Origin of the sequence: Enterovirga sp. CN4-39 (assembly GCF_049446235.1) — a bacterium.
In the GTDB taxonomy this organism is placed as follows: domain Bacteria; phylum Pseudomonadota; class Alphaproteobacteria; order Rhizobiales; family Beijerinckiaceae; genus Enterovirga.
In genome coordinates this window covers 67943-92619 of the sequence record NZ_JBMSEF010000016.1, presented here as the reverse complement: position 1 = coordinate 92619, position 24677 = coordinate 67943, and the positions used below count along the sequence as shown (strand labels likewise).

The window sequence follows — 24677 nt, the reverse complement described above, 5'->3', positions numbered from 1 at the left end:
CAATGCCGCACGCGCCTCGCATGCCGGTGATCGGCGGGTCGAAGCTCACCGCCGCAGCTACGTCCGGCGAAGCGCTCCGGCTATCCCGGCATGGTGAGGACCAGCGGCCCGTTGCGGGTCGCGACCACCGTGTGCTCGTACTGCACCGTCAGCGCCCTCGGCTGGCTGTAGAGCGTCCAGACATCGTCCTCGCCGCTCTCGGCGATCTCTGCGCCGAGGGACAGGAACGGCTCCACGGTGAACACGAGACCGTCCCGCATGATCCGGCGCTCGGAGGGATCGGGCCAGGTCGCGATCTCCGTCGGCTCTTCGTGCAGCGAGAGGCCAACGCCGTGGCTGGCGAGGTTGCGCACCAGCGTGTAGCCGTTCTTCTGCGCGAAGGCGCCCACGGCTCGGCCGATGCCGGCCAGGGGCTTGCCGCTGCCCACCTGGCGCAAGCCCGTCCACATCGCCCGTCGACCGTCCTTGCAGAGCCGTTCGACGGCGCGCGTCACCGGCGGCACCGCGAAGGATGCCCCGGTATCGGCGAAGAAGCCGTCCTTCTCCGCCGAGACGTCGATATTGACGAGGTCGCCCGGCCTGATCGTGCGGTCGCCGGGGATGCCGTGGGCGATCTCCTCGTTCACGCTGATGCAGGTCGCACCGGGAAAGTCGTAGACCATCTCCGGGGCCGGGCGTGCCCCGGCAGCTTCCATGAACCTCCGCCCGACCTGGTCGAGCTCGCGCGTGGTCATGCCGGGCTCGATCGCCTTGCCCATCGCCTCCAGCGTATTGGCGACGATGCGCCCGATCTGCTTCAGCGCGTCCAGGTCGTCGTCGCTCGACACGGTCATGTCAGGTCCATTTCGCAAGGCGGGAGGAGACCGCGACGGGGCGACCCTGCCGTGTGAAGGCACCCGGCGAAGCACTCCGCCCGGTGGAGGGCAGCCGCCCGAGCGATAGCGGCGGATCCTCGCGGAATAAATACGGCATGGACGCACGGCCGAGTTTCGTCGTGACCGACGCAGCGGGCCTGCGAGATCTGCCAGAGCACGGCGCGGCCATGTTGTGGAGCCCGCACTCCGGTCTCTACCTTGAGGTCCGGGTGGGCTCTCAAGCAGCCTCTTTCGACGGGTGACGGATGCAGCGGGAACGGTGCGTGCCGATGTTGCGCCTCGCGGCGCGAGCACTTGTGCTGGTGTTGTTCGGCACTCCCGCAATGGCGCAGACGCCCCCGCCGCCGGCGGTGTCCGTCGCGAAGCCGGTCGTCAAGAAGATCGTCGAGCAGGACGATTTCATCGGCCGGTTCGATGCCGTCGACACCGTGGATCTCAGGGCGCGGGTCACGGGCTATCTGGAGAAGGTCCATTTCGAGGACGGCGCGATCGTCAAGGCGGGCGAGCTGCTCTTCACGATCGATCCGCGCCCCTACGAGACGGCGCTCCGTTCGGCCCAGGCGAGCCTCGCCTCGGCGACGGCGCGGAGCGAGTTCGCGCAGACCGACCTCGAGCGCGCGACGACCCTGCAGCGCACCGGCAACATCTCCGAGCAACTCGCGGACCAGCGGCGCCAGGCCCTGCAGACGGCGCAGAGCGAGGCCGACTCGGCCAGGGCCGCGATCGACAGGGCCAAGCTCGATCTCGAATACACGCAGATCCGCGCGCCCATCTCGGGCCGGATCTCCCGGCGCCTCGTCTCGGTCGGGAACCTGATCCAGCCGAACGAGACGCTGCTCACCACCATGGTGTCGCTCGACCCGATCTATTTCTACTTCGACGTCGACGAGCGCGCCTACCTCGCCTACCTCCAGGGCTTCGCCAGCACCCCGGGCGGCACCAACCACCGCGACCCGACCGTCACGGTGACGCTTACCAACGAGCGGGACGGCAGGCGGAAGGGCCGGATCGACTTCGTCGACATCCGGCTCGACCAGGCGAGCGGCACCGTGCGCGGCCGCGCCGTATTCGACAACAAGGACCTCTCGCTCACGCCCGGCCTCTTCGGGCGGATCCGGGTTCCGGGATCGGAGCCGTACGAGGCGATCCTCGTCCCGGACGAGGCGCTCGGCACCGACCAGAACCGCCGGGTCGTCTACGTGGTGGGGCCCGACAACAAGGTGGCCGCGAGGGCGGTGCGGCCCGGCCCGCGGATCGACGGCTACCGGATCATCCGCGACGGGCTCGGCCCCGACGACGTCGTGGTCGTGAACGGGCTCTCCCGGGCCCGCCCGGGCACCGTGGTGTCGCTCAAGATGACGGAGCTGCCGCCCAGCCGCGAACCGTCCAACTGAACGCGGGCAGAGGCGAGCGATGCGGTTCTCCCACGCCTTCATCGAGCGGCCGATCTTCGCGGCCGTGCTCTCGATCGTGATCGTGCTGGTCGGCGCGATCGCCTACCTGACGCTCCCGGTCGCCCAGTATCCGGAGATCGTGCCGCCGACGATCGTCGTGCGGGCGAGCTATCCCGGGGCCGATGCGAAGACGGTCGCGGCGACCGTCGCGACGCCCCTGGAGCAGCAGATCAACGGCGTCGAGGACATGCTCTACATGTCCTCCTACTCCACCGGCGACGGCAACATGCAGTTGACCGTCACCTTCAAGCTCGGGACCAACCTGGACACCGCGCAGGTGCTGACCCAGAACCGCGTCGCGATCGCGACGCCGCGCCTGCCGCAGGAGGTGACGCGGCTCGGCATCACGACCCTGAAGGCCTCGCCCGACCTGATGATGGTCGTGCACATGCTCTCGCCCGACGAGACCTTCGACCAGCTCTACGTCTCGAACTACGCGCGCAACAACGTGCGGGACGAGCTCCTGCGCCTGGACGGCGTCGGCGACATCTCGATCTTCGGCGAGCGCCAGTATTCCATGCGCATCTGGCTCGATGCCGACAAGCTCGCGACCTTCGGCATGACGGCGAGCGACGTCGTCGCGGCCGTGCAGGAGCAGAACGTCCAGGTCTCGGGCGGCGCGCTCGGCCAGGAGCCCGTGCCCGGCAACCAGGCCTTCCAGCTGACCGTCACCACCCAGGGCCGGTTCCAGAACCCGCGCGAATTCGCCGGCATCATCGTGCGCGCGACGGATGACGGCCGCCTCGTCCGGCTGCAGGACATCGCCCGGGTCGAGCTCGGCGCCCAGGACTACTTCACCAACTCGTATCTCAGCGGCAAGCCGGCCGTCGCCCTGGCGATCTTCCAGCGGCCGGGCACCAACGCCCTGCAGGCTGCCGCCCAGATCGAGAACAAGATGCGCGAGCTCAGGGCGGACTTCCCGGCCGGCCTCGACTACCGGGTCGTCTACAACCCCACGGAGTTCATCGCCGAGTCGGTCAGGGAGGTCTACAAGACGCTCTGGGAAGCGCTGGCGCTCGTCGTCGTGGTCGTCATCGTGTTCCTCCAGTCCTGGCGCACCGCCATCATCCCGATCATCGCCATCCCGGTCTCGCTCATCGGGACATTCGCGGCGATGGCGGCGCTCGGCTTCACGCTCAACAACCTGACGCTGTTCGGGCTCGTCCTCGCGATCGGCATCGTGGTCGACGACGCGATCGTCGTGGTCGAGAACATCGAGCGGAACATCGCCGAGGGTCGGTCGCCCCGGGAGGCGGCGCACCAGACGATGGACGAGGTCGGAAGCGCGGTGGTGGCAATCGCGCTCGTGCTGGCGGCGGTGTTCGTGCCGACCGCCTTCATCCCCGGCATCTCGGGACAGTTCTACCGCCAGTTCGCGCTGACCATCGCGGTCTCGACGCTGATCTCGGCCTTCGTGTCGCTGACGCTCTCGCCGGCGCTCGGAGCGATCCTCCTCAAGCCGCATGACGCACATCGCGGCAGAGGCGGCCCCTTCGGCTTCCTGCGCAGGGGCGCCGATCTCTTCAACCACGGCTTCGACCGGACATCCGGGGCCTATTCGCGGGCCGTCGGCGCCATCGTCCGGCGCAGGCTCATCGTGCTTCCGATCTATGCCGGGCTCCTCATCGGGACGGTGTGGCTCGCCGACCGCGTGCCGCGCGGCTTCATCCCGACGCAGGACCAGGGCTACGCCATCATCGTCGCGCAGCTGCCGGACGGCGCCTCGCTCTCCCGGACCGATGCCGTGACGCGCCGCATCCAGGAGATCGCGCTCGAGACGCCGGGCATCGGAAACGCGGTCGCCTTCGCGGGCTTCTCGGGCGCGACCTTCACCAACGCCACCAACGCGGCCGCCGTCTTCGTGCCGTTCAAGCCGTTCGGCGAACGGGTGCGGGAGAACCTCACGGCGAACGTGATCATCGCCGACATCTTCAAGCGGATGCAGGCGATCGAGGAGGCCTTCATCATCGCCATCCCGCCGCCGCCCGTGCGGGGCATCGGCAATGCCGGCGGCTGGAAGCTGCAGCTGCAGGAGCGCAACGGCGCCGAGGTCGACCGCGTCCTCGCGACGACCTACGAGCTGATGGCGCGAGGGCGGGCCGATCCGAACCTCGCCGGCGTCTTCACCACCTTCTCGGCCTCGACGCCGCAGATCTATCTGCGGATCGACCGGCAGAAGGCGCGCATGCTCAACGTGCCGGTCGGCAACATCTTCGACACGCTGCAGAACAATCTCGGCACGGCCTATGTGAACGACTTCAACGCGTTCGGGCGCGTGTACCAGGTTCGCGCCCAGGCCGATCAGCGCTACCGGCTGACCGAGGACGACATCAACCGGCTGCGCGTCCGCTCCACCAACGGGGCGCTGGTGCCGCTCGGGACCCTCGTCGAGGTCGACGAGATCTCCGGGCCCGACCTCGTGCAGCACTACAACATGTACACCTCCGTGCCCCTCCAGGGCACGCCGGCCGTGGGCGTCTCGACGACGACCGCGCTCGACACGGTCGAGCGGCTCGCGCGGGAGATCATGCCTCCCGGCATGGGCTTCTCCTGGACCGAGCTCGCCTTCCAGGAGCGGGCGACCGGCAACACGGCCATCTTCATCTTCGGCCTGTCTGTGCTGTTCGTGTTCCTGGTCCTGGCGGCGCAGTACGAGAGCTGGTCGCTCCCCCTCGCCATCATCCTGATCGTGCCGATGTCGGTGCTCTCGGCCCTAATCGGGGTCACGATCCGCGGCCAGGACAACAACATCCTGACCCAGATCGGCCTCGTGGTCCTGGTCGGGCTCGCGGCCAAGAACGCGATCCTGATCGTGGAGTTCGCACGCGACATCGAGGCCCGCGACGGCAAGGGGCCGATCCCGGCCGTCGTCGAGGCCTGCCGCCTCCGCCTGCGGCCGATCCTGATGACGGCCTTCGCGTTCATCCTCGGGGTGGTGCCGCTCGCAACCGCCACCGGCCCGGGCGCCGAGATGCGCCAGGCGCTCGGCACCGCGGTGTTCTCGGGCATGCTCGGCGTGACCTTCTTCGGCCTCTTCCTCACGCCGGTCTTCTACGTGGCGATCCGGTTCCTGACGATGCGCTTCTCGGGCAGGGCCGCCGCCCCGGCGAACGCCTCCGCCTCGCCGAGCGCGGCGGAATAGGGCCGGAGGCCGGCAGGCGCTCCTCGGGCGGCCGGAGGCCGGTCAGCTCTCGGCCGGGCTCAGCGGTCCACCCATCCGCGGCCGCCGAGGCTGATCTTGGGCTTGGGCTTCTCGACCCTCTTCTTCGGCTCGGCGATCGGCTCGGTCCCGAAGCTCAGCCCCGATGCCCGGCTCTGGCTGGCGATCACCTCGCCCAGCGTCCCGCCGAGCGCGGCCATGCGCTCCGGGTCGATCGTCGACGCGACCGTCAGCCCCAGGGGCCGAAGGTGAGCGCGGTTGTAGCAGTACAGGGCGAGCTTGATCCGCAGCTCCTCGGAGAGAGGCAGCACCGAGGCCACGACCTCGCGGGCTTCGGCGTTCTTCAGCTCCGCCACGGTCGCGAGGGGCAACGGGCAGTCGATTTCGCCTTGGGGCCCGTCCTTCATTCACCTTGTCCTTCCATTGTGCGCCGGTGCTGCCGAGCCGCTCCCCTCAACCCGGGCGGGCGGCCGAAGTTCACGGCGTGATGCCCCGCCCGTTACGCCCCTATGCGTGGAAGCTCCACCCCGATCCCGCCCTCCCGGACATTCGGGTGGGGATCGGCTTCCCGCCCTTTTTCTCTCCCGGCAGTCGCGAGACGGCATCGTCGTGCCGCCCGCCGGCGCTCGAGGGAGCGGCTTGAGCCCCCCCTGCTCTGGACGACGGAACGATGTCTGCGCCGAGCCGCGCAGATGCCGCGGCACGCGGGGCTGCGTCTCGGGATCGCACCAGCGCTCGACCTTCGAGAGGAATTCGGCTGACCCTCATGGCAGCATGAGCTTGCGCGCGAGCATCGCCCCTGCGCCGCGGACGCTGTCTCCTGGCCCTCCCGACATCGCTTCCCCGGCCTTGATCGAGAACTCGGTCATGACCCGGAGTATCTGCTCGTCCGTCTGGGTCACGCCGGCGGCATCGAAGTCCTTGCGGATCGTGCTGAACACGTCGCCGCGATCAGGATGGAAAGCTGCCCGGGCAAGCGCCTCCGAATACTGATCGGCGTCCCGGCCCGTCTTCCCCAGTTGGCCGGCGGCCCACCTGCCGAGGAGCTTGTTGCGGAGGATCATCCTCCCTGGATCGTCGAAGCTGGTCATTCGACATTCTCCAATCGCCGGATGGTGGTTGCGGGGAAATTGCTTCGTCCGGAGGGTCCTCGTCCCGACAGGTGTTCGTGGAAGATCGTACTGGAATGAGGGCGAGGGCGACAGCTCGACCTTGCCCTTGATTCAGAGGCGGAACGAGCGTCGGCCTGCGTCCAGGTTCCCGGTCAGTCCTTCCCCTCGGACCTCGGTGCTTCAGCCATTCACCTGGAAGGCCTCGTCGACCGGGATCTGCATGGTGGTGACCAGCGCGTTGGTCTGCGCCGCCATCCCGACGATCTGGAGAAAGTGCCCGTACTGCGCCTCCGTCATCCCCTTCTGGCGCGCGGCCGCCGTATGCGAGTGGATGCAGTAGCTGCAATTGTTCGTGGCCGAGACCGCCATGTAGATCAGCTCGCAGGTCAGGGGATCGATCGCACCGGGCTCGACCATGATGGCCTTGAGGCTCTCCCAGGTGCGCTTCAGCTGCGCCGGATCGTTGGCGAGGCCGCGCCAGAAATTGTTCACGAAGTCGGATTTCCGGGTTCTCCGGATGTCGTCGAACACGGCCTTCACGGCCGGATCGCCCTCGACCTCCGCATCGGACCACAAGCGAACCGTCGCCATCTCGTATCCTTCTTGCCTTGAACCGATGCCGGGCCGGGGGATGCCGGGGGCTCACTTCCTCAGGAAACGTTCCTGCATGATCTCGAGCTGGAGCTGCTGGATCTCGGCCAGGCGTTCCCACTGCCGCGTGACCATGTGGTCGATCTTCTCGTGCAGGTGCCTGATCTCGAGCTCTGCCTTCAGGTTCACCTGATAGTCGTTCAGCGACCGGAGACGGTCCTTCGCCTCCTGGCGCTTCTGGCTCATCATGATGATGGGCGCCTGCACGGCCGCGAGGCAGGAGAGCACGAGGTTCAGCAGGATGAACGGATAGGGATCGAACGCAGACCTGTCGGCGAGATAGGAATTCAGCGCCATCCAGGCGACCAGGACGACCGCGAAGGAGATCAGGAAGGCCCATGAGCCGCCGAACGTGGCGAGGCCGTCGGACAGGCGCTCACCGAGGGTCCGGCGCTCGGCGAAGTCCTCCTCGATGTTCTCCGCGATCGTGTCCTGCCTGGCGATGCTCTCTGCGACCTGGCGGTCCAGTTCGCTGAACTCGCCATGCTCCTCTCTGAGCATCTCCTCCACGTATTTGCTGCGATAGCGGCTCACCTCCGCGCGGCTGACCAGCGCGTCTTCGGCGATGCCCGGGAAGTCCTGATGGATGCGCTCGGCCAGGGCAGGCCGGAGCGCGTCGAGGCGGACCAGATCCTTGCGCGAGCGTTCCCTGCCCGTGATGGCGCAGCGCTGCTTCTTGGCCGCACCACCGGTCTCGGCCGTCGCGGCGGGTTTTGAGACGTCCATCGGGCACCTCGGAAGGCAGTTGGTCTCGCGTGCGCTCGTCCTGTCGGATCGTCAGGTTGGGCTGGCCTCCGGCCTCATTGCCCTCAACTCCGGCCGGAAGAACAGGCCGGCTTGCAGGCTTTCGGCGATCCGCTCGGCCCGGTGCTGAAGGGCGGCGGCATCGGCCGGCTCCAGCACCTCGCGGCAGGTCTCGCCGAACAGCTCCAGCCAGCGTGCGAACAGCGCCGGCGTCAGGCCGGGCAGCCGGACATGCGCGCCGAACGGATTGCCCTTGTAGGTCCCGGTCTTGAACAGGACGGAGCGCCAGAATCCTTCGATCCTCGCCATGTGCTCCGGCCAGGAATCATCCAAGATGGCAGCGGCGAAGACCGGCCCGAGCGCCGGATCGCGCCGCGCCTTGGCGTAGAACCGGTCGAGCAGGGTGGCGAGGCTGGCCTCGTCGAGCGGCGCAGCCTCCTTCATCTCGGGGGATGAGGTATTCTGCATGGTGGCCCGCGCTCACCGCGGGATGAGCGCCCAGTAATCGAAGTCGAGAATGACGGCCGGGTGATACCCGCCCTCGGTCCGACCGGGGAAGTCCGTGCAGGGCTGGTTCTTTGTCGCAATGGTCCGGATCCTGAGCGCGCCGACATCGAGGCGCCCCGGCAGGTCGGCCGTCTCGAGGATCTCGCTCCAGGCATAGACCGTATCCCCCGCAAAGAGCGGCGCCACATGCCGGCCGCCATTGATGGCCGCCACATGGAAGGCGTTCGCGAGCCCGTTGAAGGACAGCGCGCGGGCGAGCGAGATGACGTGCCCGCCATAGATCAGCCGCCGGCCGAACCGCGTCCCTGTCGCGGCATGCGCGTCGAAATGCACCTTGGCGGTATTCTGGTAGAGGCGCGTCGCGAGCTGGTGCTCGGCCTCCTCCACCGTCATCCCGTCGACATGGTCGATGCGCTCGCCCGCCGCATAGGCGCCGAAGCGGTACGGCGAGCCGGACAGCTCGTCGTCCCAGGCCTTCAGGTCGATCGGCGGGCAGGCGAGCCCGAGCGATGCGGGCTGGACGGCATCCGGGAGGCTCGGCACCTCCTCGCGATGCGGCCTCGCGGCCTCGGAAAGCTTCCGGACCATGACCCAGCGGCAATATTCCAGCACGGGCGCCCCGTGCTGGTTGAAGCCGGTGGTGCGCACATGGACGATTCCGGTCTGCCGGTTGGAATTCTCCTTCAGGCCGATCACGTCCGAGACGGCCGTGAGGGTGTCGCCCGGATAGACCGGCTGCAGGAAGCGCCCATCCGCGTAGCCTAGATTGGCGACCGCATTCAGCGAGATGTCCGGGACGCTCTTGCCGAACACGACGTGGAAGACGAGGAGGTCGTCGAGCGGCGCGCCCGGATACCCGATGCTGCCCGCAAAGGCGTCCGCGGACTGCACGGCGAACCGCGACCCGTAGAGGGCGGTGTAGAGCGCCCCATCCGCGGCCGTGACCGTGCGCGGCGTTGCGTGCCGGATCGTCTCGCCGATCCGGAAATCCTCGAAATAGCGGCCCGGATTGGTCTTCATGCTGTCGCTCGCTTGCTCGGAGAGCCAAAGCTGTGTCCAGCCGACGCGACGCCGTCAATCTCCGAGCGGTCCCGCGGACACGAACCGACGCCGGAGGCGGCTCGCGCCGCCAGGCCGGAGATCCTCGCCTCGGGCGGCCTCTTAACGCATTCTGGCCCCGGGCCACCCGTTACGGTGTCGGCTCTTCTGAGGAGACCCTCTCATGTGCAACTGCGCGCATCATCTCGGCTTCTCGCGCCGCTCCCTCCTCAAGACGGCCGCCATTCTCGCTGCCGCCGGCCCCTTGCGGGTCGCTGCGGCCCGGGCACAAGCGGCAGGCGTGCCCGCCGAAGAGGGTCTCAAGCGGCTCATGGAGGGCAATGCGCGCTACGTCGCCAATGCCCCGAACGTGCGCGACTATTCGGCCCGCCGCGCCGCCTCCGTGGCCGGGCAGGCGCCCTTCGCGGCGATCCTGAGCTGCGCAGACTCGCGCGTCATCCCTGAACTGGCATTCGACCAGGGCCAGGGTGACCTCTTCGTCGTGCGCCTCGCCGGCAATTTCGTTCAGGATGACGGGCTCGCGAGCCTGGAATACGCCGTGCGCTTCCTCGGCACCCGCCTCGTCATGGTGTTGGGCCATTCGAATTGCGGCGCGGTCGACGCGGCCATCAAGGTGATCAAGGACAATGCCGAATTGCCGGGCCACCTGCCGGACCTGATCAACTCCATCAAGCCGGCGGTCGAGGTCGCGCGGAAAGCAGAAGGCGGCGATCTGCTCGCGCGCGCCATCGCCGAGAACGTGCGGGTGAACGCAGACCGGGTGCGCGGCTCGCACCCCATTCTCTCCCAGGCTGCGACGAGCGAAGGCCTGAAGGTAGTGGGCGGCGTCTATGAGCTCGCAACAGGAAAGGTCGAACTTCTCGCCTAGAGGGGCACCTTCAGGCCGCGCCGTGCGCAGGCCGCCTGGACCGTGTTGCGGAGGAGGCACGCGATCGTCATCGGCCCCACTCCGCCAGGGACCGGCGTGATGGCCCCGGCGACCTCGGCCGCCTCCGCGAAGGCGACGTCGCCGACGAGCCTCGTCTTGCCCTCGCCGGCCGAGGGGTTCGGGACGCGATTGATGCCGACGTCGATCACGGTCGCGCCGGGCTTAACCCAGTCGCCGCGGATCATCTCCGGCCGGCCGACCGCGGCGACCAGGAGGTCGGCCCTGCGGCAGACCTCCGGCAGGTCGCGCGTCCTCGAATGGGCGATCGTGACCGTGCAGCTCTCGGCCAGGAGCAGCTGGGCGACCGGCTTGCCGACGATGTTCGAGCGGCCGACCACGACGGCGTTCATGCCGGACAGATCGGGATGGACGCTCTTGGCGAGGATGATGCAGCCGAGCGGCGTGCAGGGCACGAGCGCCTGCTGGCCTGTCGCGAGGAGCCCGGCATTGACCGGGTGGAAGCCGTCCACGTCCTTGGCCGGATCGATGGCGAGCAGGACCTTCGCCGAATCGATATGCGCCGGCAGCGGCAGCTGGACCAGGATGCCGTCGACCGCCTCGTCGGCGTTGAGCTGGCGGACGAGGGCCAGGACCTCGGCCTCGGAGGCATCCGCCGGCAGCTTGTGGTCGAAGCTCCGCATGCCGGCCTCGACCGTCTTGGCGGACTTGTTGCGCACATAGACGCGGCTCGCTGGATCCTCGCCGACGAGGACGACCGCGAGCCCGGGCGTGACGCCCTGCCCCGCGAGGACGCGGACCGCCTCCGCGACCTTGCCGCGCAGCTTCTCGCCCTGGGCGTTCCCGTCGATGATCGTCGCGCTCATTCAGGTCTTTTCCGTTCCGCAGGCCGCCGCAAGCGCGCCCGCCAGTACCGCCGGATCACCCGCAATGGCCAGCGTCTTCAGGCGCGCGGTCGCGCCCGTCTCGAGCCGTACCGCCGATGTCGGGACGCAGAGCGCCTTCGCCAGGAGTTTCCGCACCGCCTCGTTCGCCGCCCCGTCCTCGGGGACGCTCCTCACCCGGAGCTTCAGCACGGCCCGTCCGTCGCTGAGCCGGTCGATCCCGTCTATGGCGTCGCGCCCCCCGCGCGGCGTGACCCGGACGACCACCGACAGGCAGCCCGGCGTCGCACGCCAGGGCACCTCCCCCATCAGAAGGCGACGGGATAGGCGTAGTCGCGGATCCAGCCCTGGATCAGGAAGATGAGCAGGAGGAGGATGATCGGCGAAATGTCGATGCCGCCGAGATTGGGCAGGATGCGGCGGATCGGCCGCAGGACCGGCTCGGTGATCTGGTAGAGGAAGTTCCAGATGGTGCGCACGACGTCGTTGCGCATGTTCACGACCCCGAACGCGACCAGCCAGCTCATCACGGCCGAGGCGATGAGGATCCAGACATAGAGCTGGAACGCCAGCATGATGACGTCGAGAAGCGCGCGCATGGGAGATCTGAACCGCCGCCGGAAGTGTCCAGGCCATGTATCCGGCCGACCCGGCCGGGACAACCCAGTGATGCGGATGCGGTGATCGGGCCAGCCGCGCCGCGCGGCGAGGTGCGCGAGACCATCCCGAGGTCAAGGAGAGGTCAACGCGAGCTCGCGCGAGGTCACGACGACCTCAAGACGAGGTCAACGGGGCAAAAAAGAGCGGATTGCGACGAGAAGAAGCCGCCCGGAGGCCGCGATCGCCGTTGACGCGCAGCGAAGCGCGCCCTACAAGGCCGGCGCCCTGGGGCTGTAGCTCAGATGGGAGAGCGCTGCAATCGCACTGCAGAGGTCAGGGGTTCGATTCCCCTCAGCTCCACCAGGGTATCTCCCCAAACTCCCCATTTCCTGGCGGCCAGAAATACGGCCGTGGTTTCCGCGACTTAGCCGAGATCCCTACCGGGCCGGGCGGTCTCCGGGCCTGAGTTCCGGTCTCCATGGGTCCGATCTGGGGCCCAGTCTCTGAGCCCTCCAAAACCGTTTCCAAAGATGCTGATGCGACGCGCCTTCATCCCCCTGTCGCTCGGCCTCGCCCTGCTCGCCTTCGGCGCGGCAGCGCTTCCCCTCCCCCGCGATGCGCTCTGGCTGGTGGTGCGCTCCTGCATCGTGGCGCAGGACACCTTCGGCAACCCGTTCCCCTGCCTGAAGGTCGATGCCGGTCAGGGCGCCGGGCCCGGCTACGCCATCGTCCGGGCGCCGGATCGCTCGACCCACATTATCCTGACCCCGCTCGTCCACATCCCCGGCATCGAAAGCCCTGAGTTGCTGCGGGATGGTGGGGGCGCCTATTGGCGGGCCGCCTTCGAGGCGCGGCGCTACGTGGTCGAGAGCGCAGGCGGGCGCATCCGGGAGAGGGACGTCGGGCTTGCGCTCAACTCGATGGACACTCGGAGCCAGGACCAACTCCACATCCACGCCGAGTGCTTCCGGCCGAATGTGCTCGCGACGCTGCGCGCCTCCGCTCCACCACCGAACGCAGGATGGGGTCGCCTTCGCGCAACGCTGGAGGGCGAACCGTATCTCCTTCGCACCATCACGCGAGCGGAACTCGAGGCCACGAACCTGTTTGCCCTGCTTGCCGCGATGCCGGGAGCCGGCGGCGATCCATCCCGCTCGAAGGCGCTGCTGATCGAGGTTGGCGACCTCCTCGTCCTCGCCGCGACGCGATCGAGCCGGCGCAGCATCGAGAGCCTTCTCGACCACGGCTGCGCACGCACTCTGAAGCAGGGCTGATCACAACCCGAGCCCCCGCTCCTGCTCGGCCCAGGATGCGGGCAGGTCGATCAGGGTCTTGAGGCCGATGCCACGAGGCAGGCGGCCATCGACGATCGCCTTGACGATGGCAGGCGAGAGGAAGGCGAGCGAGAGCGTCATCCGAACCGAGCGCTCCGTCAGGCTCTCGCGATTCGCGATCGCGTCCGTGCTGGCGACCGCCGACGAGGTCAGCTCGCCCATCCAGGACCGGGCTTTTGCAATCGCGCGCAGGATGCGGGTGCGGTCTTCCGCCTTCATCGGACGGAGCTTAGTGTTGGCCCCGGGCGGCAGGATGATCTCCCGTCGCCTGCGGGACGGGGCTTGAGTCCAGGCAACCTCGATCCTTTGATCATCGGACCGGGTGAGGATCAGGCATTCCGGCTGGACCGTCACGCTCTTGCAATGCTGCCCGATGAGATCCGCATCACCCTCGGGTTGCTTGTAGGCGGGGATGAGGGAACGCAGGGCCCCGATCACGGCAGCCTCGATCTCCGGCGCCGGGACCCGCGTGATGGTTGGACGGTCACGGCCCTGGAGCACGGCTTGCGAGACGTAGTAGCGGTAGCGCTTCGGCCCTTTCTTGGCATGGGTGGGGGTCATAGCGTTCCCACCCTCGTCCCGGATCCTGCCGACCAGGAGATGGTCGGAGGCAAGCCGCTGGCGGGCATGGTTGCGGGTGTTGCCTGCGAGCTGCGCCTGGACGGCCTCGAAGGTGGCAAGATCCAAGATCGCCGGATGCTGGCCCTCGTGCACCCGGCCCTTGTGCGTCAGCCGCCCGACATAGGTCGGATTCGCCAGGACCTTGTAGAGGTGCCCGCGGCTGAACGTCTTGCCGCCTGTGATCCTCCCCGCTCCATCCTTCCGTTCGGGCACAACGACGCCATCCCGGTCGAGGCTGTCCTTCAGCGCGCTCACGGACCCAAGCTCGCGGTAGCGGCTGAAGATCGTCCGGATCAGCTTGGCGTGCTCCTCCACGATGTGGAGCGCGCGGGTCTCGACCCGGTACCCGAGCGGCACCACACCGCCCATCCAGATACCCTTCTTCTTGGACGCTGCGATCTTGTCCCGGATGCGCTCGCCCGTGACCTCCCGCTCGAACTGCGCGAACGAGAGCAGCACGTTCAGCGTGAGCCGCCCCATGCTGGTTGTCGTGTTGAAGGCCTGGGTGACGGAGACGAACGAGACGGCGTGCCCATCGAACAGCTCGACGAGCTTTGCGAAGTCGGCGAGGCTTCTGGTCAGCCGGTCGACCTTGTAGACGACCACCACATCGATGCGGCGGGCCTGGATGTCGCCGAGGAGCTGCTGGAGGGCGGGTCGGTCCAGCGACCCGCCCGAGAACCCGCCGTCGTCGAAGCGGTCGCGGATCAGCCGCCAGCCCTCGTGGGCCTGGCTCTTGATATAGGCCTCGGCAGCCTCCCGCTGGTTGTCGAGCGAGTTGAAGTCCTGGTCGAGCCCGTGCTCGGTCGAGACCCGGGTGTAGATGGCGCAGCGGAGGGTCGGGCGGGCGTTCACGATTCCGTCCTCCGATCCCGTGATCCCTTGGCGTTCTCCTTCTGTCTGAGCCCGAAGAAGCGTGGGCCGTTCCAGTTCGTGCCCGTGATGGCGCGGGCCACCTTGGAGAGACTCTCGAACCTCTGCCCCTTCCAGCCAAAGCCCTCCTCCAGCACCATCACCCGGTGCAGACAGCCCTCCCACTCGCGCACGAGCAGCGTGCCGGGCTTGGTGCCGCGCAGCTGGGGAGGGGGCAGATCGCCCTCCCCTCGCCCGAGCCGCTCCAGGGCCCGGACCGTCTCACGGTCGAGATCGCCGAGCACGTCCGCCTGCACCCGGTAGGCCACTGCGCGCTGCAGGAGCGAACGTGGCAGGCCGTCCGGGGCCGAGCGCCCGAACAGAGTGCGCCAGCGACGCCGCAGGCCGGCAAGGTCCATCGCAGCGAGCCGGGCGAGATCGGCCTCGAGCCGATCTTCCGAGTTCCGGGACATAGCGGACCCCACTTAGGTCCGCGCCGCCTCTGCCCCTTCCGCCTGCTTGGCGCGCGATCGGCGCTTCGGTGCGGCAGGCTCCTCGACCAGGATCCGGTACGCCGTGGTGTCATCTTCGCGCGAGCTCTTCAGCAGCGGCTTGCCGGCTGAGCGCAGTCGCGAGAGTGCGGCCCGGGTCGTATGCGGAAGCCAGCCGGTTGCGCTCATCAGCTCAGCGATGCTCGCCCCCTCCGCCCGCCCCAGCAGTTCCAAGACCATCGTCCGCTTGCTGGCTTTACGCGGCGCGCCATCCTCGGTCCGCTTCTGCCGCGGCGGGCGAAGCCCGACGGCCCGGTAGCCGAGGAGGGTCAACACGTGCCTGTCCTCCTCGGCGCGGATGAGCTTCTCCCGTTCGAAGCGGCCCATGAGCCGCTGCTGGGTGGCCGGCTTGGTCGCCTCCGGGATCTCGATCGCGCCGCCTCGTTCGGCGGCCGCAAGGAGGATGGTCGTCTCGGTCTTGCTGAGCGTGATGGTGGTCATCTGGGTGGCTTCCCTGCCGGGACCAGCCCCGGCACCACCCCGGCCCCGCAATCGGCCAGGAGACCGGCGGGGCGGGGCAATGAGCGGGTAGGCGGCTAGGTTGGAGCAGTGCGGTCGGTCTCCCGGCCCATGCGGCCTACCAGGCACATGGCACCGTGCAGGGTGCCGACCTGATGAAGCAGCTCGTCGAGATCCATCGCGATCCGGACAGCCTCGCGCTCCGACCCGCTCTCGGCACATGCGACCGCACCCTTCGCGATCGCGGCCGCCTCGGTCAGCCTGGCGCTGATCTCGGTCAGACACCCCGTAATGCTCAGGCCCGCAGCGCTCATACCTTCGTCTCCCGTCACCCTCGACGGGACCCACACACGCTTGTATGGGGGCACCAGTCAAGCGCCGATCCGGACCTAAGTGTCTGCGTCTGCTCTATTTTCCGACTTCTCCTCCGCGTTCAGCCTCAATGAGCCACCTGCCTTGGGGTCAAGCCTGCGAGCCACCGCGACCTCACGGTCGCATAACCTTGTATCCGGTCGACCGTGCGGTCGAGACCATGATCTCTCGTCCATGCCACGAGAAGCAGGCCTGGGGGACGGACCAATCTCTGTTGCCGATACGAAGCCCAAGCGTGTGTCCGGTCACGTCCACCCCTGCAGAGACGACGTCGAGGACGTCGCCTATCCCTTCAGCGCCGCGCCGTCCGGTACGAGGCCGGTCTCGACGAAGCGCCACAGCGCGATCATCAGCTTGCGGGCGAGCGCCACGATCGCGACACGCCGCGTTCGGCCCTTCAAGGCCGCGACGCGCTCGTTGAACCAGGCCGCGAGCCTGCTCGTCGGCTGGTTCCGCAGCCAGAGCCAGGCGAGCTCGACCGCATAGTGACGGGCGCAGGCGTTGCCGGCCTTGCTGATGCCCTGGTCCCGGCTGCTCCCACCGCTGCTGTACGGCGTCGGGGTCAGCCCGACATAGCTTGCGACGGCCCGCCGATTGCCGAACTTGCGGTAGAAGACCTCCGTCGCCAGGACCGACGCGAAGGTCGGCCCGATGCCGCGGATCCGCATCAGGCTCTCGGCGACGGCGTGAGAGGCGGCCGAACCCTTCGGCTTGCGAACCCTTCCTGAGACGCTGCCGACCAGCGCGTCGATCTCGGCAACGACCTCACGCAGCATCTTCCTCACCGCCTCGAGAAGCTTCGCCTCTCGCCTGATCTCCCTCATCAGGTGCACCGGAAACAGTCGGCCATCCCGTGTCTTCAGGTCCGACAGGCTGCCGAGCCAGCCGTCTCGGAGGGGTTCCACCCCGAAGATCCCCTGCAGCTTGAGAAGAGCCTTGATGCGGTTCACGTGCCGAACGCGTTCGCGAACGAGGTTCTCACGGGACCGGTGAAGGCGCTTCGCATCCTCCTGCTCCGGCGTGGGAACCCGCACAACGCTGCAGACCTTCGCCTCCCCCGTTGCAGGGCCATGAGAACCCGGACCAGAGCCTCCGCGTCGATGCGGTCCGTCTTGGCGTTGCGGCGGCGCCGGCTGACCTGGATGCTCGCCGAGTCGAGCACCTGGTTGTGAATGCCTTCCGCCACGAGGAAGCGGTGCAGCCAGAAGCCGTCGTACCCGGCCTCGTAGCAGCTATGAACCTGCGGCTTATCCGCTCCCGCACATGCGGCGCGAGCCTGGGCACCTCGCAAGGTGTTGAGCAATGCCTCGGCATCACCCGACGCTACGCGCGCGAAGCTGATCTTCGGCCGACCCGGGATGTGAAGCGCGATCACCCATGAGGTCGAGCTGAGCTCGATCGCAGCGAAGATATTGCTGGTCGACGAGACCGGTTCGTCGTGACGACTGGTGTGCATGATGCGAACTCCGCCTTCGGGTTGTCCGAGGTGAAGGATCGCCGAAAACCGGTCAGGCCCCCATGGAATCTCTGCTCGCCCCAACAGTCCAGTCGAATGTGCAGACCTCTCGAAAAATCTGCGTGGTTGGCGACCAGTGAACCTCCTTGACCCACAGATGTTGGGTCAAGGTAACGCTGCTTCGTCAGCAAGGAGGCATACTTGCAGGGCCAGGACCAAACATCGGCGAACGATCTTCAGTTTTTCACGGCAGAACTTGTCGCGTCCTATGTCGCGAACAACCCGGTTCACATCAGCGATCTGCCAAACCTGATCTCGACGGTTCATGCCGCCCTGAGCAATCTGGGCCAGCCGAAGGCAGCGGAACCTGAGAAGCTGACCCCGCCCGTCTCGATCAAGAAGTCGGTCACGCCGGACTACCTGATCAGCATGGAAGACGGTCGCCGCTACAAGGCGTTGAAGCGCCACCTCGCGGGCAAAGGCCTGACCCCGGCCGAGTACCGCCACAAGTGGGGTCTGCCGTCCGACTACCCGATGACCGCGCCGGCCTATTCCGAGCGGCGATCACAACTCGCCAGGACGCTTGGTCTCGGCCGGAAGAAGGAAGAGTCGCCTCCGACCGGGAATAGCCGGACCAGGAAAAAGCCGGCCGGCACGTCCGAGACGGCGTGATTATCCGGTGGCTAGGTACGTAGCCTGCCACCGGACCTTAGCTCCCGCTACTCTGAACGAGTTCGAAGGCAGCAATGCTCCTCCAGAGTCGCGCCTCCGCAACGGGCAGGATTGACCCTAAGCGGGCATTCGGAGTGTCCGCTATAGGGCGGGCCAGTTTCGATGTCGTCGAGCAAGCAACTCTGACCCATGGCACGAATTGAGAATGTCCGCCCCGCGGCGGGCTGATTGGCAGTCCGCTCAATCAGCAGACCTGCCCTACTGAGATTCGGGGCTTGCGGGAGGCTGGCCCCGTGTCGTCCTGAATAGCAGCACCCCTATGAAGCTCGCTACGACCACCCCCATCGCAAAACGGAACACGGTCCACCGCGACAACTCTTATTCCAGAGCGGTCTCACTCCCCCGCGCCGACGCCCGTCCAACGATGCACGAGCGTCCTCCAGTCGATCGCGCGTGAACTCGTACCCGTCCACACGGCCCAGAAGTCTGGATCCGACGATTGCGGCCGATGCGCTTCCGGGAGTTCGTCCATCTCGACAAGGAGCGGTATAGGCGTTGCCCAACCGAGTAGTACTGCCTGACGCGAAGGTAAGCTCGGTAGCTCCTTTAATAACCCCGCCACGTTATCTGGCACCAGTCGAGAAACGAGGGCTTGATCGAGGTCATTCACGATTCGATGCAGGAGGAAGGTATTGCACTGCGCTAACATCGTCGGAGACAGCTCAGATGGACGCTGCGAGGAGAGCATCAGACCCAATCCGAACTTACGCCCCTCTCTCGCGATCTTCTCGAAGGCTTCGCGGCAAAGCTGCGCCGGGTTTTCCGCGGGCCCGTCCTCATTTGAGCCCCGCCTAACGAAGCTATGCGCTTCCTCTAGGACGAGAGTCGTTGGAAGCGGCTTCCCGTCGGGATGCATCCGCCGGTAGCGCTGCAGCGTTTCGAAGATGAGGCGCCCCAAAACCGCAACGACGACGTGAACGATCTCAGACGGAACGAGAGAGAGGTCGATGATCGCAACCTGGCCATTGGATGAACCATCAGTGCCGATGATTGCATCCAGCCAGGCGTCAAAGGTCAGAGCTGGCTCGCTGCCCACTACTTGGCCTAACCGCGGGTCCGCCATGATCCCGCGGAGACGTATACCGAGCGTAGTAACGAACCCGGCGAGCGCACCCCCCTCAGTCGCAGCGATACGTTCCAGGTGCTCTGGTAGCAGATGGACGTTGAATGGTATCGGCGCGTCTTCAGTCAGCTGCGCCGCCGAAAACGCATCTTCAACCTGATCAACGAAGCGCTGAAGCCTACTCCGAACCGACTCGATATCTTGGACGGAAAAGGCATTGAACCAGTCTCCAGACCGACGAGAGTCCGCTACCTCCAAAATCGCTGCGCCGATCTCCTCCACCAGCGTGCGCTGGTCACCATCCAGTGTTTCTCCGAAGCTCGCGCAATCAGCCGCCATGTTGTCCAGTAGCTCTCCGCATCGCCGCCGATTGCTTGCAGATCCAGCGTACGTCGTAGCGCCATCGGCCAGCATCGCGTCAATCATTAATCTGTACGAGTGGAGGTAACGCCGGACAATCACTGCCCGCGGCGTTCCCTCCAAGGCACCGTTCTTTAGCTCGCGAAGCGCCTGCAGCAACAGTGGACGCTGTGCGCCGGGTCGAGCGAAGGACACAGCTGTCCATTCGTGACCATTCCAGAGCCAAGCTGGCAATCGAAGTGGCCGTTCTCCTTTTCCATTATCGACTGGCGGCACGCGGAAGAGGCGGACGTTGTCAGGCTTGTCTGCGAATGCCTTCGCGTATTCGCCATTCGGATCAAGCACGATGAAGCGAGCATTCGGTCCCGCTATTGCACCTCTCGCCGCAGCTTGCGCTGCATCCAACGACCATCGGATAAGACCAGCGACTGAACAGGATTTTCCGCTGCCCGTGTTCCCAAGCACAGCGACGTGCCGACCGAATATCTTGTCAGGGTCCACCATGATGGCCGTGCCCGCAGCTAGAGGCGACGAACCTATCCGAACACGTCTATCTTGGTCCTTTGCTCCTACGATCGCTGCGATCTGCTCAGGCGTGGGGATAAGAATCTGATCTCCTACTGAGGGAAAGGCCACCACACCCCGAGATAATTCGTAAGTGCTGCTTCCTCCACGCCGCTCCCGGCGTAAGGTGAGCGTACCGATAGGTGTGAGTGACATCTTCCGTAGCGGGAACGGCAGATCGATAAGCCCGAAATCTCTGAACCCCGAGCGTTTTGGGTATGGCGAGCGCTCAATCCCGATCCAAGTCACGTAAGCGACTGTGGCGCCAGCCTCATTTGGGATCAGCACATAGCTATTGATCCGAGGAAAGCTCATCGGCGTGCCAGTGTTGAGCGCAGTCGCCTGTGGGGCATCGAGATCAAGCAGGACTCGGATCTCTTCCGATGAGATCGACTCAACGGTCCCGATGACGAGTTCGGAGAGCCTTTCGATCGGCGAACTCATCCCCATTCTCCCACATCAGCCACCGAAGATACCTGACTGGAAGCTGTCGACGATGTCTGAGGCCCCTCTGCGAAAGAACGGTTCTTCAACAGCTCAGACATCCGGCCTGTGATGTAGTCGAGCGCCGGCTTTGGGAGATAATCGTTTACGAGATGATGGAGCGCGGCGAAGTGTCGGCCCGCGAGGAAACTGACCTGGGCTGGGCGGGTCTGATCAAGAAACCTTTTGACACGATCATCGAGATCGAACGCCAGTATCACCAGATGAGCTGACGGGACGGATAGCATGTCAAGTAGAACTCGATTTATATGATCATCCCCAAATCCATAGCCATAAGTCACTACAACCGAATTCGGCCTGCATGTGGCTGACGCGAAATCACGGAACAGCTCGGCATAAGGGTATTGGGTGGTCTCCACATCCTTCGCCGGATTAGGATAGATCATGACCGTGTCGAGCGGCGAGTTTGGTAGGCTTGGATGACCGTCATCGGCACCAAAAGGTGTTTCCGCACGGTAGATGCTGCGCTCCGTCGGATCGAAACGCCAGTCGAGGCTTCCGTGAAGTTTTGTCAACCTCACAACGCCCTCCATGAAGCGAGGCTCGCCCCGGATGCCCGGCGGATTATAGTGATAGTCGAGTTCGATCCTGGTGTTCCGGAAAAGGGGACGCAGGGTGCCGACAAAGCGATCTATGATCCGGAGGCCGGCTTGGTCGCAACCCAGCTCAATCAACCGATCATAGTTCGTCGTAAAAACGTGCAGCCGCTCGCGGGAAGCCGCGCGGCTTGCGAAACTAAGCAGAAAAGATTGTATTGATGCTGAGGCTAACGTACTCTTTGCAGCATTGATGTCGCGTTCCGTTTTCAGTAATGAGAGTAAAAAGGTGCCAATTGCTTCGTTTATGTCAGCTCTTATCATCTCGGCTGACGTTTTGTCTATGATATTGAGACCTTCTAAGACCGAAATGGAGCTGCGTAGCTGATCCTCAATGTTCGCCGCGCCTCGACCCATCTTTTTAGCGCTGTCTGTTGCATGCTTTAAGATTGCCGCCGCGTGGGGAGATCTTCCGGAAGCAAGCTGCATGCCCGTAGCCTGAACCCCTGCTATGTGTGCAACTGCGCTGGTGAAACCGCTGCCGAGCAGGAGGTTGAGATGTTCGGCCTGAAACACCGCCGAAAGCCAAGGCTCAATCTTCCGGCGGTGGAGCGCAATGAAGTCACCCAGCTCATCCGCTTTGCTTGGCACCACCTCGAAGCTCTCGCTGGAGACGCCTACGCGATAGCTATGAGCCATACCACCCCCTTAACTTGCGTGTGCGCACGTCGGCGCCGCTTCTATGAGCGTCTAGGACGTGCACCAATTGGTCTGAAGTAACTCTTGCCTGATGTCACGCCGTCATTCGAGCGAGTCTGTCGTATCCGCATCGAGAGCTGACGATCCAACCGGGAATGACAGGGCTGACGCGCACTGAGGTGGCCCAAGCCTTGACGGTCGCGGCCAACTCTCGTGGTCGCGAAGCCCCTATGGGGCGGCGAGCGCAAGCCTGTCCCTCGACCGAATCGGCTTGACGCCCGGCTCAGGCGATCACGTCGCGTCCTTGCCATGACCTATTGGGTGCAACGGCCTTGGCCACAACGGCGGCTACATGGCCCCCGACATCTAAGGTCCGCTAACAGGCGGCGCCCTGATGTCGAGTGTTGGCGCATCTTGGCAGAAAGCAGCAGGTCCTGTGTGGATGGCTCCCGCGTTGCAAGGGGTTTTGTGACGTCTGGCGCTCTGGTCGGGTGCAGTCTTGTGTCCGGCCTGTTCGCGCGGTCATGGACCGCTGGCCCTGATGGTTTCCGCGGACGAGGTCCCATTCTGCTTACCGGGCTGTGACGCCCTGGACCTTACGGCGGGTTGTCCTCGTCCCCGGTCTGACCGGTTCGCCATCATCTCACATGGTCCTCGCAACCTCCTTCGCGCGGATACCGCGCCGGTCGGAGAGATCGTCCTCAGGTTGCTGCCGAGCCGAGTGCTGGCCTCCGGTAGACCTCGCCTCGGACCATGATGGCCCAGATCGCCCGGGCCGCTCGGTTCGCCATGGCGACCGTCGCGAGCCGGAGCGGCTTGCGGGCGAGCAGGGCATTGATCCGAGGATCTGCCGCGCTGGGATGATGCTTGTTGCGCCTGACGAGCGAGGTCATACCGGTGACCAGAAGCCGCCGCAGGTACTGATCGCCCATCTTGGAGATGCGACCGAGGCGTTCCTTGCCGCCGCTGGAGTTGTTCAGAGGTGTGAGCCCGAGCCAGGCCGCGAACTGACGGCCGGAGCGGAACTGGGTGGGGTCGGTGACGCTGGCCGCCATGGCGGTCGCCCCGAGCAAGCCCACGCCGGGCACCGTCGCGATGCGTCGTGCGAGATCGTTCGACCGATACCAAGCCAGTAGGTCTCGCTCGAGCCGCTGGATACGACCCTGGACCTCGATCGCCTGTTCGGCCAGGGCGCCGATCACCTTCGCGGCGAGATCCGGGACCTCAGGCGCTTTGTCGGTCACCGCTCGCCGGACGAACGCCAGGGCGTGCGTGATGCCCTTCGGGATATCGATGCCGAGCTCGGCTAGGAGCCCACGGATCATGTTGACGAGTTGGGTGCGCTGCCGAACGAGGAGGTCACGGGTCCGATGCAGCGCCAGCGCGGCCTGCTGCTCGACCGATTTGATCGGAACGAAGCGCATTGTCGGGCGGGTCACCGCCTCGCAGATCGCCTCCGCGTCCCCGGCGTCGGTCTTGCCCCGCTTCACGTATGGCTTGACGTAGGCCGGCGGCATCAACCGAACCTCATGGCCGAGACCGACCAGCTCACGCGCCCAGTGATGGCTCGTGCCGCACGCCTCCATGCCGATCAGACAAGGCGAGAGCTTGGCGAAGAACGGGGTCACCTGAGCCCGCCTCAGAGACCGCCGGACGACCACCTCGCCTGTGCTGCTGATCGCATGGACCTGAAAGACGTTCTTGGCCAGGTCGAGGCCGACTGTCGTGATCTCCATCGTGGCGGCTCCAAGCTCGTGCTGCGTGACGGCACCACCTTGGCGCTGCGACGCCGGGAGCGGGAGCCATCCACTCCATCTGCTTAGGAATGCCAGACGCTGAAGGGTTCGCCTCCTTTCTGGACTGCAGAGATGGTGGGCGTCAGAGACTGAAGCCGCCGTCGATCCCGAGCACCTGCCCGGTCACCCACGTCCTCTCAGGGTGGATGAGCGCGAGCGCCCAACGTGCGATGTCGTCCGGCACACCGCGGCGGCCAAGCGGGATCATCTCGATCTCCTTCGCCTTGATGGCCGCGATCTCCTCATCCGAGAAGCCCATGCGATCACGAAGGAAGTCGCTCTCCACCGGTCCGGAGGCGATCGCATTGACCCTGATCCCGAAGGGAGCGAGTTCGAGGGCCCAGACCCGCGTCAGATGTTCGAGCGCGGCCTTGCTGGCAGCGTAGGCCGAGAAGCCGGCGACCGGCCTGCGGGCAAGCGTGCTCGACAGGTTGAGGATCGAGCCTCTGGTTGCCTGAAGGTGCGGCACGGCAGCCCTGGCGAGCAGCGTGGGGCCAAAGACATTCGTCCGGAACGCGGTCTCAAGACTGTCCGGCGTGATGTCGGCGAGAGCCTCCGGCCGGCCCGCCCCTGCATTGTTGACCAGGATGTCGAGCCGCCCGGAGAGTTCGACGGCACGCGCCACCGTCGCCTCCGCTGCCTGGGGATCGCCGGCATCGGCCGCAAAGCCCGTGATCGCCGGATGGGCCGCGGCGGCGGCTTCGATGGCCTCCTGGCGGCGGCCCGTCACGAGCACCCGGGCGCCGCATTGAGCGAAGAGGCGCGCGATCGCGAGGCCAATCCCCGCGCCGCCGCCGGTGACGATGGCGGTCTTGTTCTCAAGCACTTTCATGGATCTGATCCTCG

Annotated in this window: 23 protein-coding genes, 1 tRNA gene and 1 pseudogene; 6 read left to right on the top strand and 19 right to left on the bottom strand. The window is 66.1% G+C overall.

The window, feature by feature from the left end; translation table 11 throughout:
* Positions 1-80: 80 nt before the first annotated feature.
* Positions 81-833, bottom strand: a complete 753-nt coding sequence (gene map / locus ACO2SS_RS21995) for a type I methionyl aminopeptidase (protein ID WP_423279967.1) — start codon at positions 831-833, stop codon at positions 81-83.
* Between the two features lie 311 nt (positions 834-1144).
* Here map and ACO2SS_RS21990 point away from each other — a divergent pair, with 311 nt between their 5' ends.
* Both ACO2SS_RS21990 and ACO2SS_RS21985 read left to right on the top strand, forming a co-directional pair.
* Positions 1145-2269: an efflux RND transporter periplasmic adaptor subunit gene (locus ACO2SS_RS21990; RefSeq protein WP_423280011.1), complete on the top strand. Its 1125-nt coding sequence runs from the start codon at positions 1145-1147 to the stop codon at positions 2267-2269.
* A gap of 19 nt (positions 2270-2288) precedes the next feature.
* Positions 2289-5471, top strand: coding sequence for an efflux RND transporter permease subunit (locus ACO2SS_RS21985; protein WP_423279966.1), 3183 nt, complete (start codon positions 2289-2291; stop codon positions 5469-5471).
* Positions 5472-5530: 59 nt separating this feature from the next.
* Here ACO2SS_RS21985 and ACO2SS_RS21980 read toward each other — a convergent pair whose 3' ends face one another.
* The 6 genes from ACO2SS_RS21980 to ACO2SS_RS21955 all read right to left on the bottom strand — a co-directional run bounded on the left by ACO2SS_RS21980 (position 5531) and on the right by ACO2SS_RS21955 (position 9523).
* Positions 5531-5896 carry a hypothetical protein gene (locus tag ACO2SS_RS21980; RefSeq protein ID WP_423279965.1) on the bottom strand — a complete coding sequence of 122 codons (366 nt, stop codon included), beginning with the start codon at positions 5894-5896 and terminating at the stop codon, positions 5531-5533.
* A 357-nt stretch (positions 5897-6253) separates the two neighbouring features.
* Entirely contained in the window at positions 6254-6580 is a 327-nt protein-coding gene (locus ACO2SS_RS21975) for an ATPase inhibitor subunit zeta (RefSeq protein WP_423279964.1), read from the bottom strand.
* A 201-nt stretch (positions 6581-6781) separates the two neighbouring features.
* On the bottom strand, positions 6782-7192 hold the full coding sequence (locus tag ACO2SS_RS21970; protein WP_423279963.1) for a carboxymuconolactone decarboxylase family protein: 411 nt from the start codon (positions 7190-7192) through the stop codon (positions 6782-6784).
* Positions 7193-7243: 51 nt separating this feature from the next.
* Entirely contained in the window at positions 7244-7978 is a 735-nt protein-coding gene (locus tag ACO2SS_RS21965; protein WP_423279962.1) for a DUF1003 domain-containing protein, read from the bottom strand.
* Between the two features lie 51 nt (positions 7979-8029).
* On the bottom strand, positions 8030-8464 hold the full coding sequence (locus tag ACO2SS_RS21960) for a group III truncated hemoglobin (protein ID WP_423279961.1): 435 nt from the start codon (positions 8462-8464) through the stop codon (positions 8030-8032).
* A 12-nt stretch (positions 8465-8476) separates the two neighbouring features.
* Positions 8477-9523: a MaoC family dehydratase gene (locus ACO2SS_RS21955; RefSeq protein ID WP_423279960.1), complete on the bottom strand. Its 1047-nt coding sequence runs from the start codon at positions 9521-9523 to the stop codon at positions 8477-8479.
* Positions 9524-9725: 202 nt separating this feature from the next.
* Here ACO2SS_RS21955 and ACO2SS_RS21950 point away from each other — a divergent pair, with 202 nt between their 5' ends.
* Positions 9726-10430, top strand: coding sequence for a carbonic anhydrase (locus ACO2SS_RS21950; RefSeq protein WP_423279959.1), 705 nt, complete (start codon positions 9726-9728; stop codon positions 10428-10430).
* Here the strand turns inward: ACO2SS_RS21950 and folD are convergent.
* From folD to ACO2SS_RS21935, 3 genes are read right to left on the bottom strand one after another with little or no spacing between them, the layout of a single operon-like run.
* Positions 10427-11314 carry a bifunctional methylenetetrahydrofolate dehydrogenase/methenyltetrahydrofolate cyclohydrolase FolD gene (folD, locus tag ACO2SS_RS21945; protein ID WP_423279958.1) on the bottom strand — a complete coding sequence of 296 codons (888 nt, stop codon included), beginning with the start codon at positions 11312-11314 and terminating at the stop codon, positions 10427-10429. The genes ACO2SS_RS21950 and folD overlap by 4 nt on opposite strands.
* Positions 11315-11641: a DUF167 family protein gene (locus ACO2SS_RS21940; RefSeq protein WP_423279957.1), complete on the bottom strand. Its 327-nt coding sequence runs from the start codon at positions 11639-11641 to the stop codon at positions 11315-11317.
* A complete protein-coding gene (locus ACO2SS_RS21935) occupies positions 11641-11931 on the bottom strand; it encodes a YggT family protein (protein WP_423279956.1) in 291 nt (96 codons plus the stop codon). The genes ACO2SS_RS21940 and ACO2SS_RS21935 overlap by 1 nt, the downstream gene beginning before the upstream one ends.
* Positions 11932-12219: 288 nt before the next feature.
* Here ACO2SS_RS21935 and ACO2SS_RS21930 point away from each other — a divergent pair.
* A tRNA-Ala gene (locus ACO2SS_RS21930) sits at positions 12220-12295 on the top strand.
* Between the two features lie 173 nt (positions 12296-12468).
* A complete protein-coding gene (locus ACO2SS_RS21925; protein ID WP_423279955.1) occupies positions 12469-13206 on the top strand; it encodes a CDP-diacylglycerol diphosphatase in 738 nt (245 codons plus the stop codon).
* Here the strand turns inward: ACO2SS_RS21925 and ACO2SS_RS21920 are convergent, their stop codons facing one another.
* The 5 genes and pseudogenes from ACO2SS_RS21920 to ACO2SS_RS21900 all read right to left on the bottom strand — a co-directional run bounded on the left by ACO2SS_RS21920 (position 13207) and on the right by ACO2SS_RS21900 (position 17577).
* The gene (locus tag ACO2SS_RS21920) at positions 13207-14742 is read right to left on the bottom strand and encodes a recombinase family protein (RefSeq protein ID WP_423279954.1); all 1536 of its coding nucleotides are present in this window, start codon (positions 14740-14742) and stop codon (positions 13207-13209) included.
* Complete coding sequence (locus ACO2SS_RS21915; RefSeq protein ID WP_423279953.1) at positions 14739-15212, bottom strand: DUF2924 domain-containing protein; 474 nt, start codon at positions 15210-15212, stop codon at positions 14739-14741. Before ACO2SS_RS21915 ends, ACO2SS_RS21920 begins: the two co-directional genes overlap by 4 nt.
* A gap of 12 nt (positions 15213-15224) precedes the next feature.
* Positions 15225-15731: a DUF3489 domain-containing protein gene (locus tag ACO2SS_RS21910; protein WP_423279952.1), complete on the bottom strand. Its 507-nt coding sequence runs from the start codon at positions 15729-15731 to the stop codon at positions 15225-15227.
* Positions 15732-15826: 95 nt separating this feature from the next.
* Positions 15827-16063, bottom strand: coding sequence for a hypothetical protein (locus ACO2SS_RS21905; protein ID WP_423279951.1), 237 nt, complete (start codon positions 16061-16063; stop codon positions 15827-15829).
* A 342-nt stretch (positions 16064-16405) separates the two neighbouring features.
* Positions 16406-17577, bottom strand: a pseudogene (locus ACO2SS_RS21900) (IS110 family transposase).
* A 201-nt stretch (positions 17578-17778) separates the two neighbouring features.
* On the opposite strand from ACO2SS_RS21900, the gene ACO2SS_RS21895 reads away from it, so the two are divergent.
* Positions 17779-18249, top strand: coding sequence for a MucR family transcriptional regulator (locus tag ACO2SS_RS21895; protein ID WP_423279950.1), 471 nt, complete (start codon positions 17779-17781; stop codon positions 18247-18249).
* Between the two features lie 394 nt (positions 18250-18643).
* Here the strand turns inward: ACO2SS_RS21895 and ACO2SS_RS21890 are convergent, their stop codons facing one another.
* The 4 genes from ACO2SS_RS21890 to ACO2SS_RS21875 form a co-directional block, all read right to left on the bottom strand.
* Positions 18644-20740, bottom strand: a complete 2097-nt coding sequence (locus tag ACO2SS_RS21890) for an ATP-binding protein (protein WP_423279949.1) — start codon at positions 20738-20740, stop codon at positions 18644-18646.
* Positions 20737-22035 carry an SIR2 family protein gene (locus ACO2SS_RS21885; RefSeq protein ID WP_423279948.1) on the bottom strand — a complete coding sequence of 433 codons (1299 nt, stop codon included), beginning with the start codon at positions 22033-22035 and terminating at the stop codon, positions 20737-20739. Before ACO2SS_RS21885 ends, ACO2SS_RS21890 begins: the two co-directional genes overlap by 4 nt.
* A gap of 701 nt (positions 22036-22736) precedes the next feature.
* Entirely contained in the window at positions 22737-23771 is a 1035-nt protein-coding gene (locus ACO2SS_RS21880; RefSeq protein WP_423279947.1) for an IS110 family transposase, read from the bottom strand.
* Positions 23772-23913: 142 nt separating this feature from the next.
* Positions 23914-24663 carry an SDR family NAD(P)-dependent oxidoreductase gene (locus ACO2SS_RS21875; protein WP_423279946.1) on the bottom strand — a complete coding sequence of 250 codons (750 nt, stop codon included), beginning with the start codon at positions 24661-24663 and terminating at the stop codon, positions 23914-23916.
* Between the last annotated feature and the right edge of the window lie 14 nt (positions 24664-24677).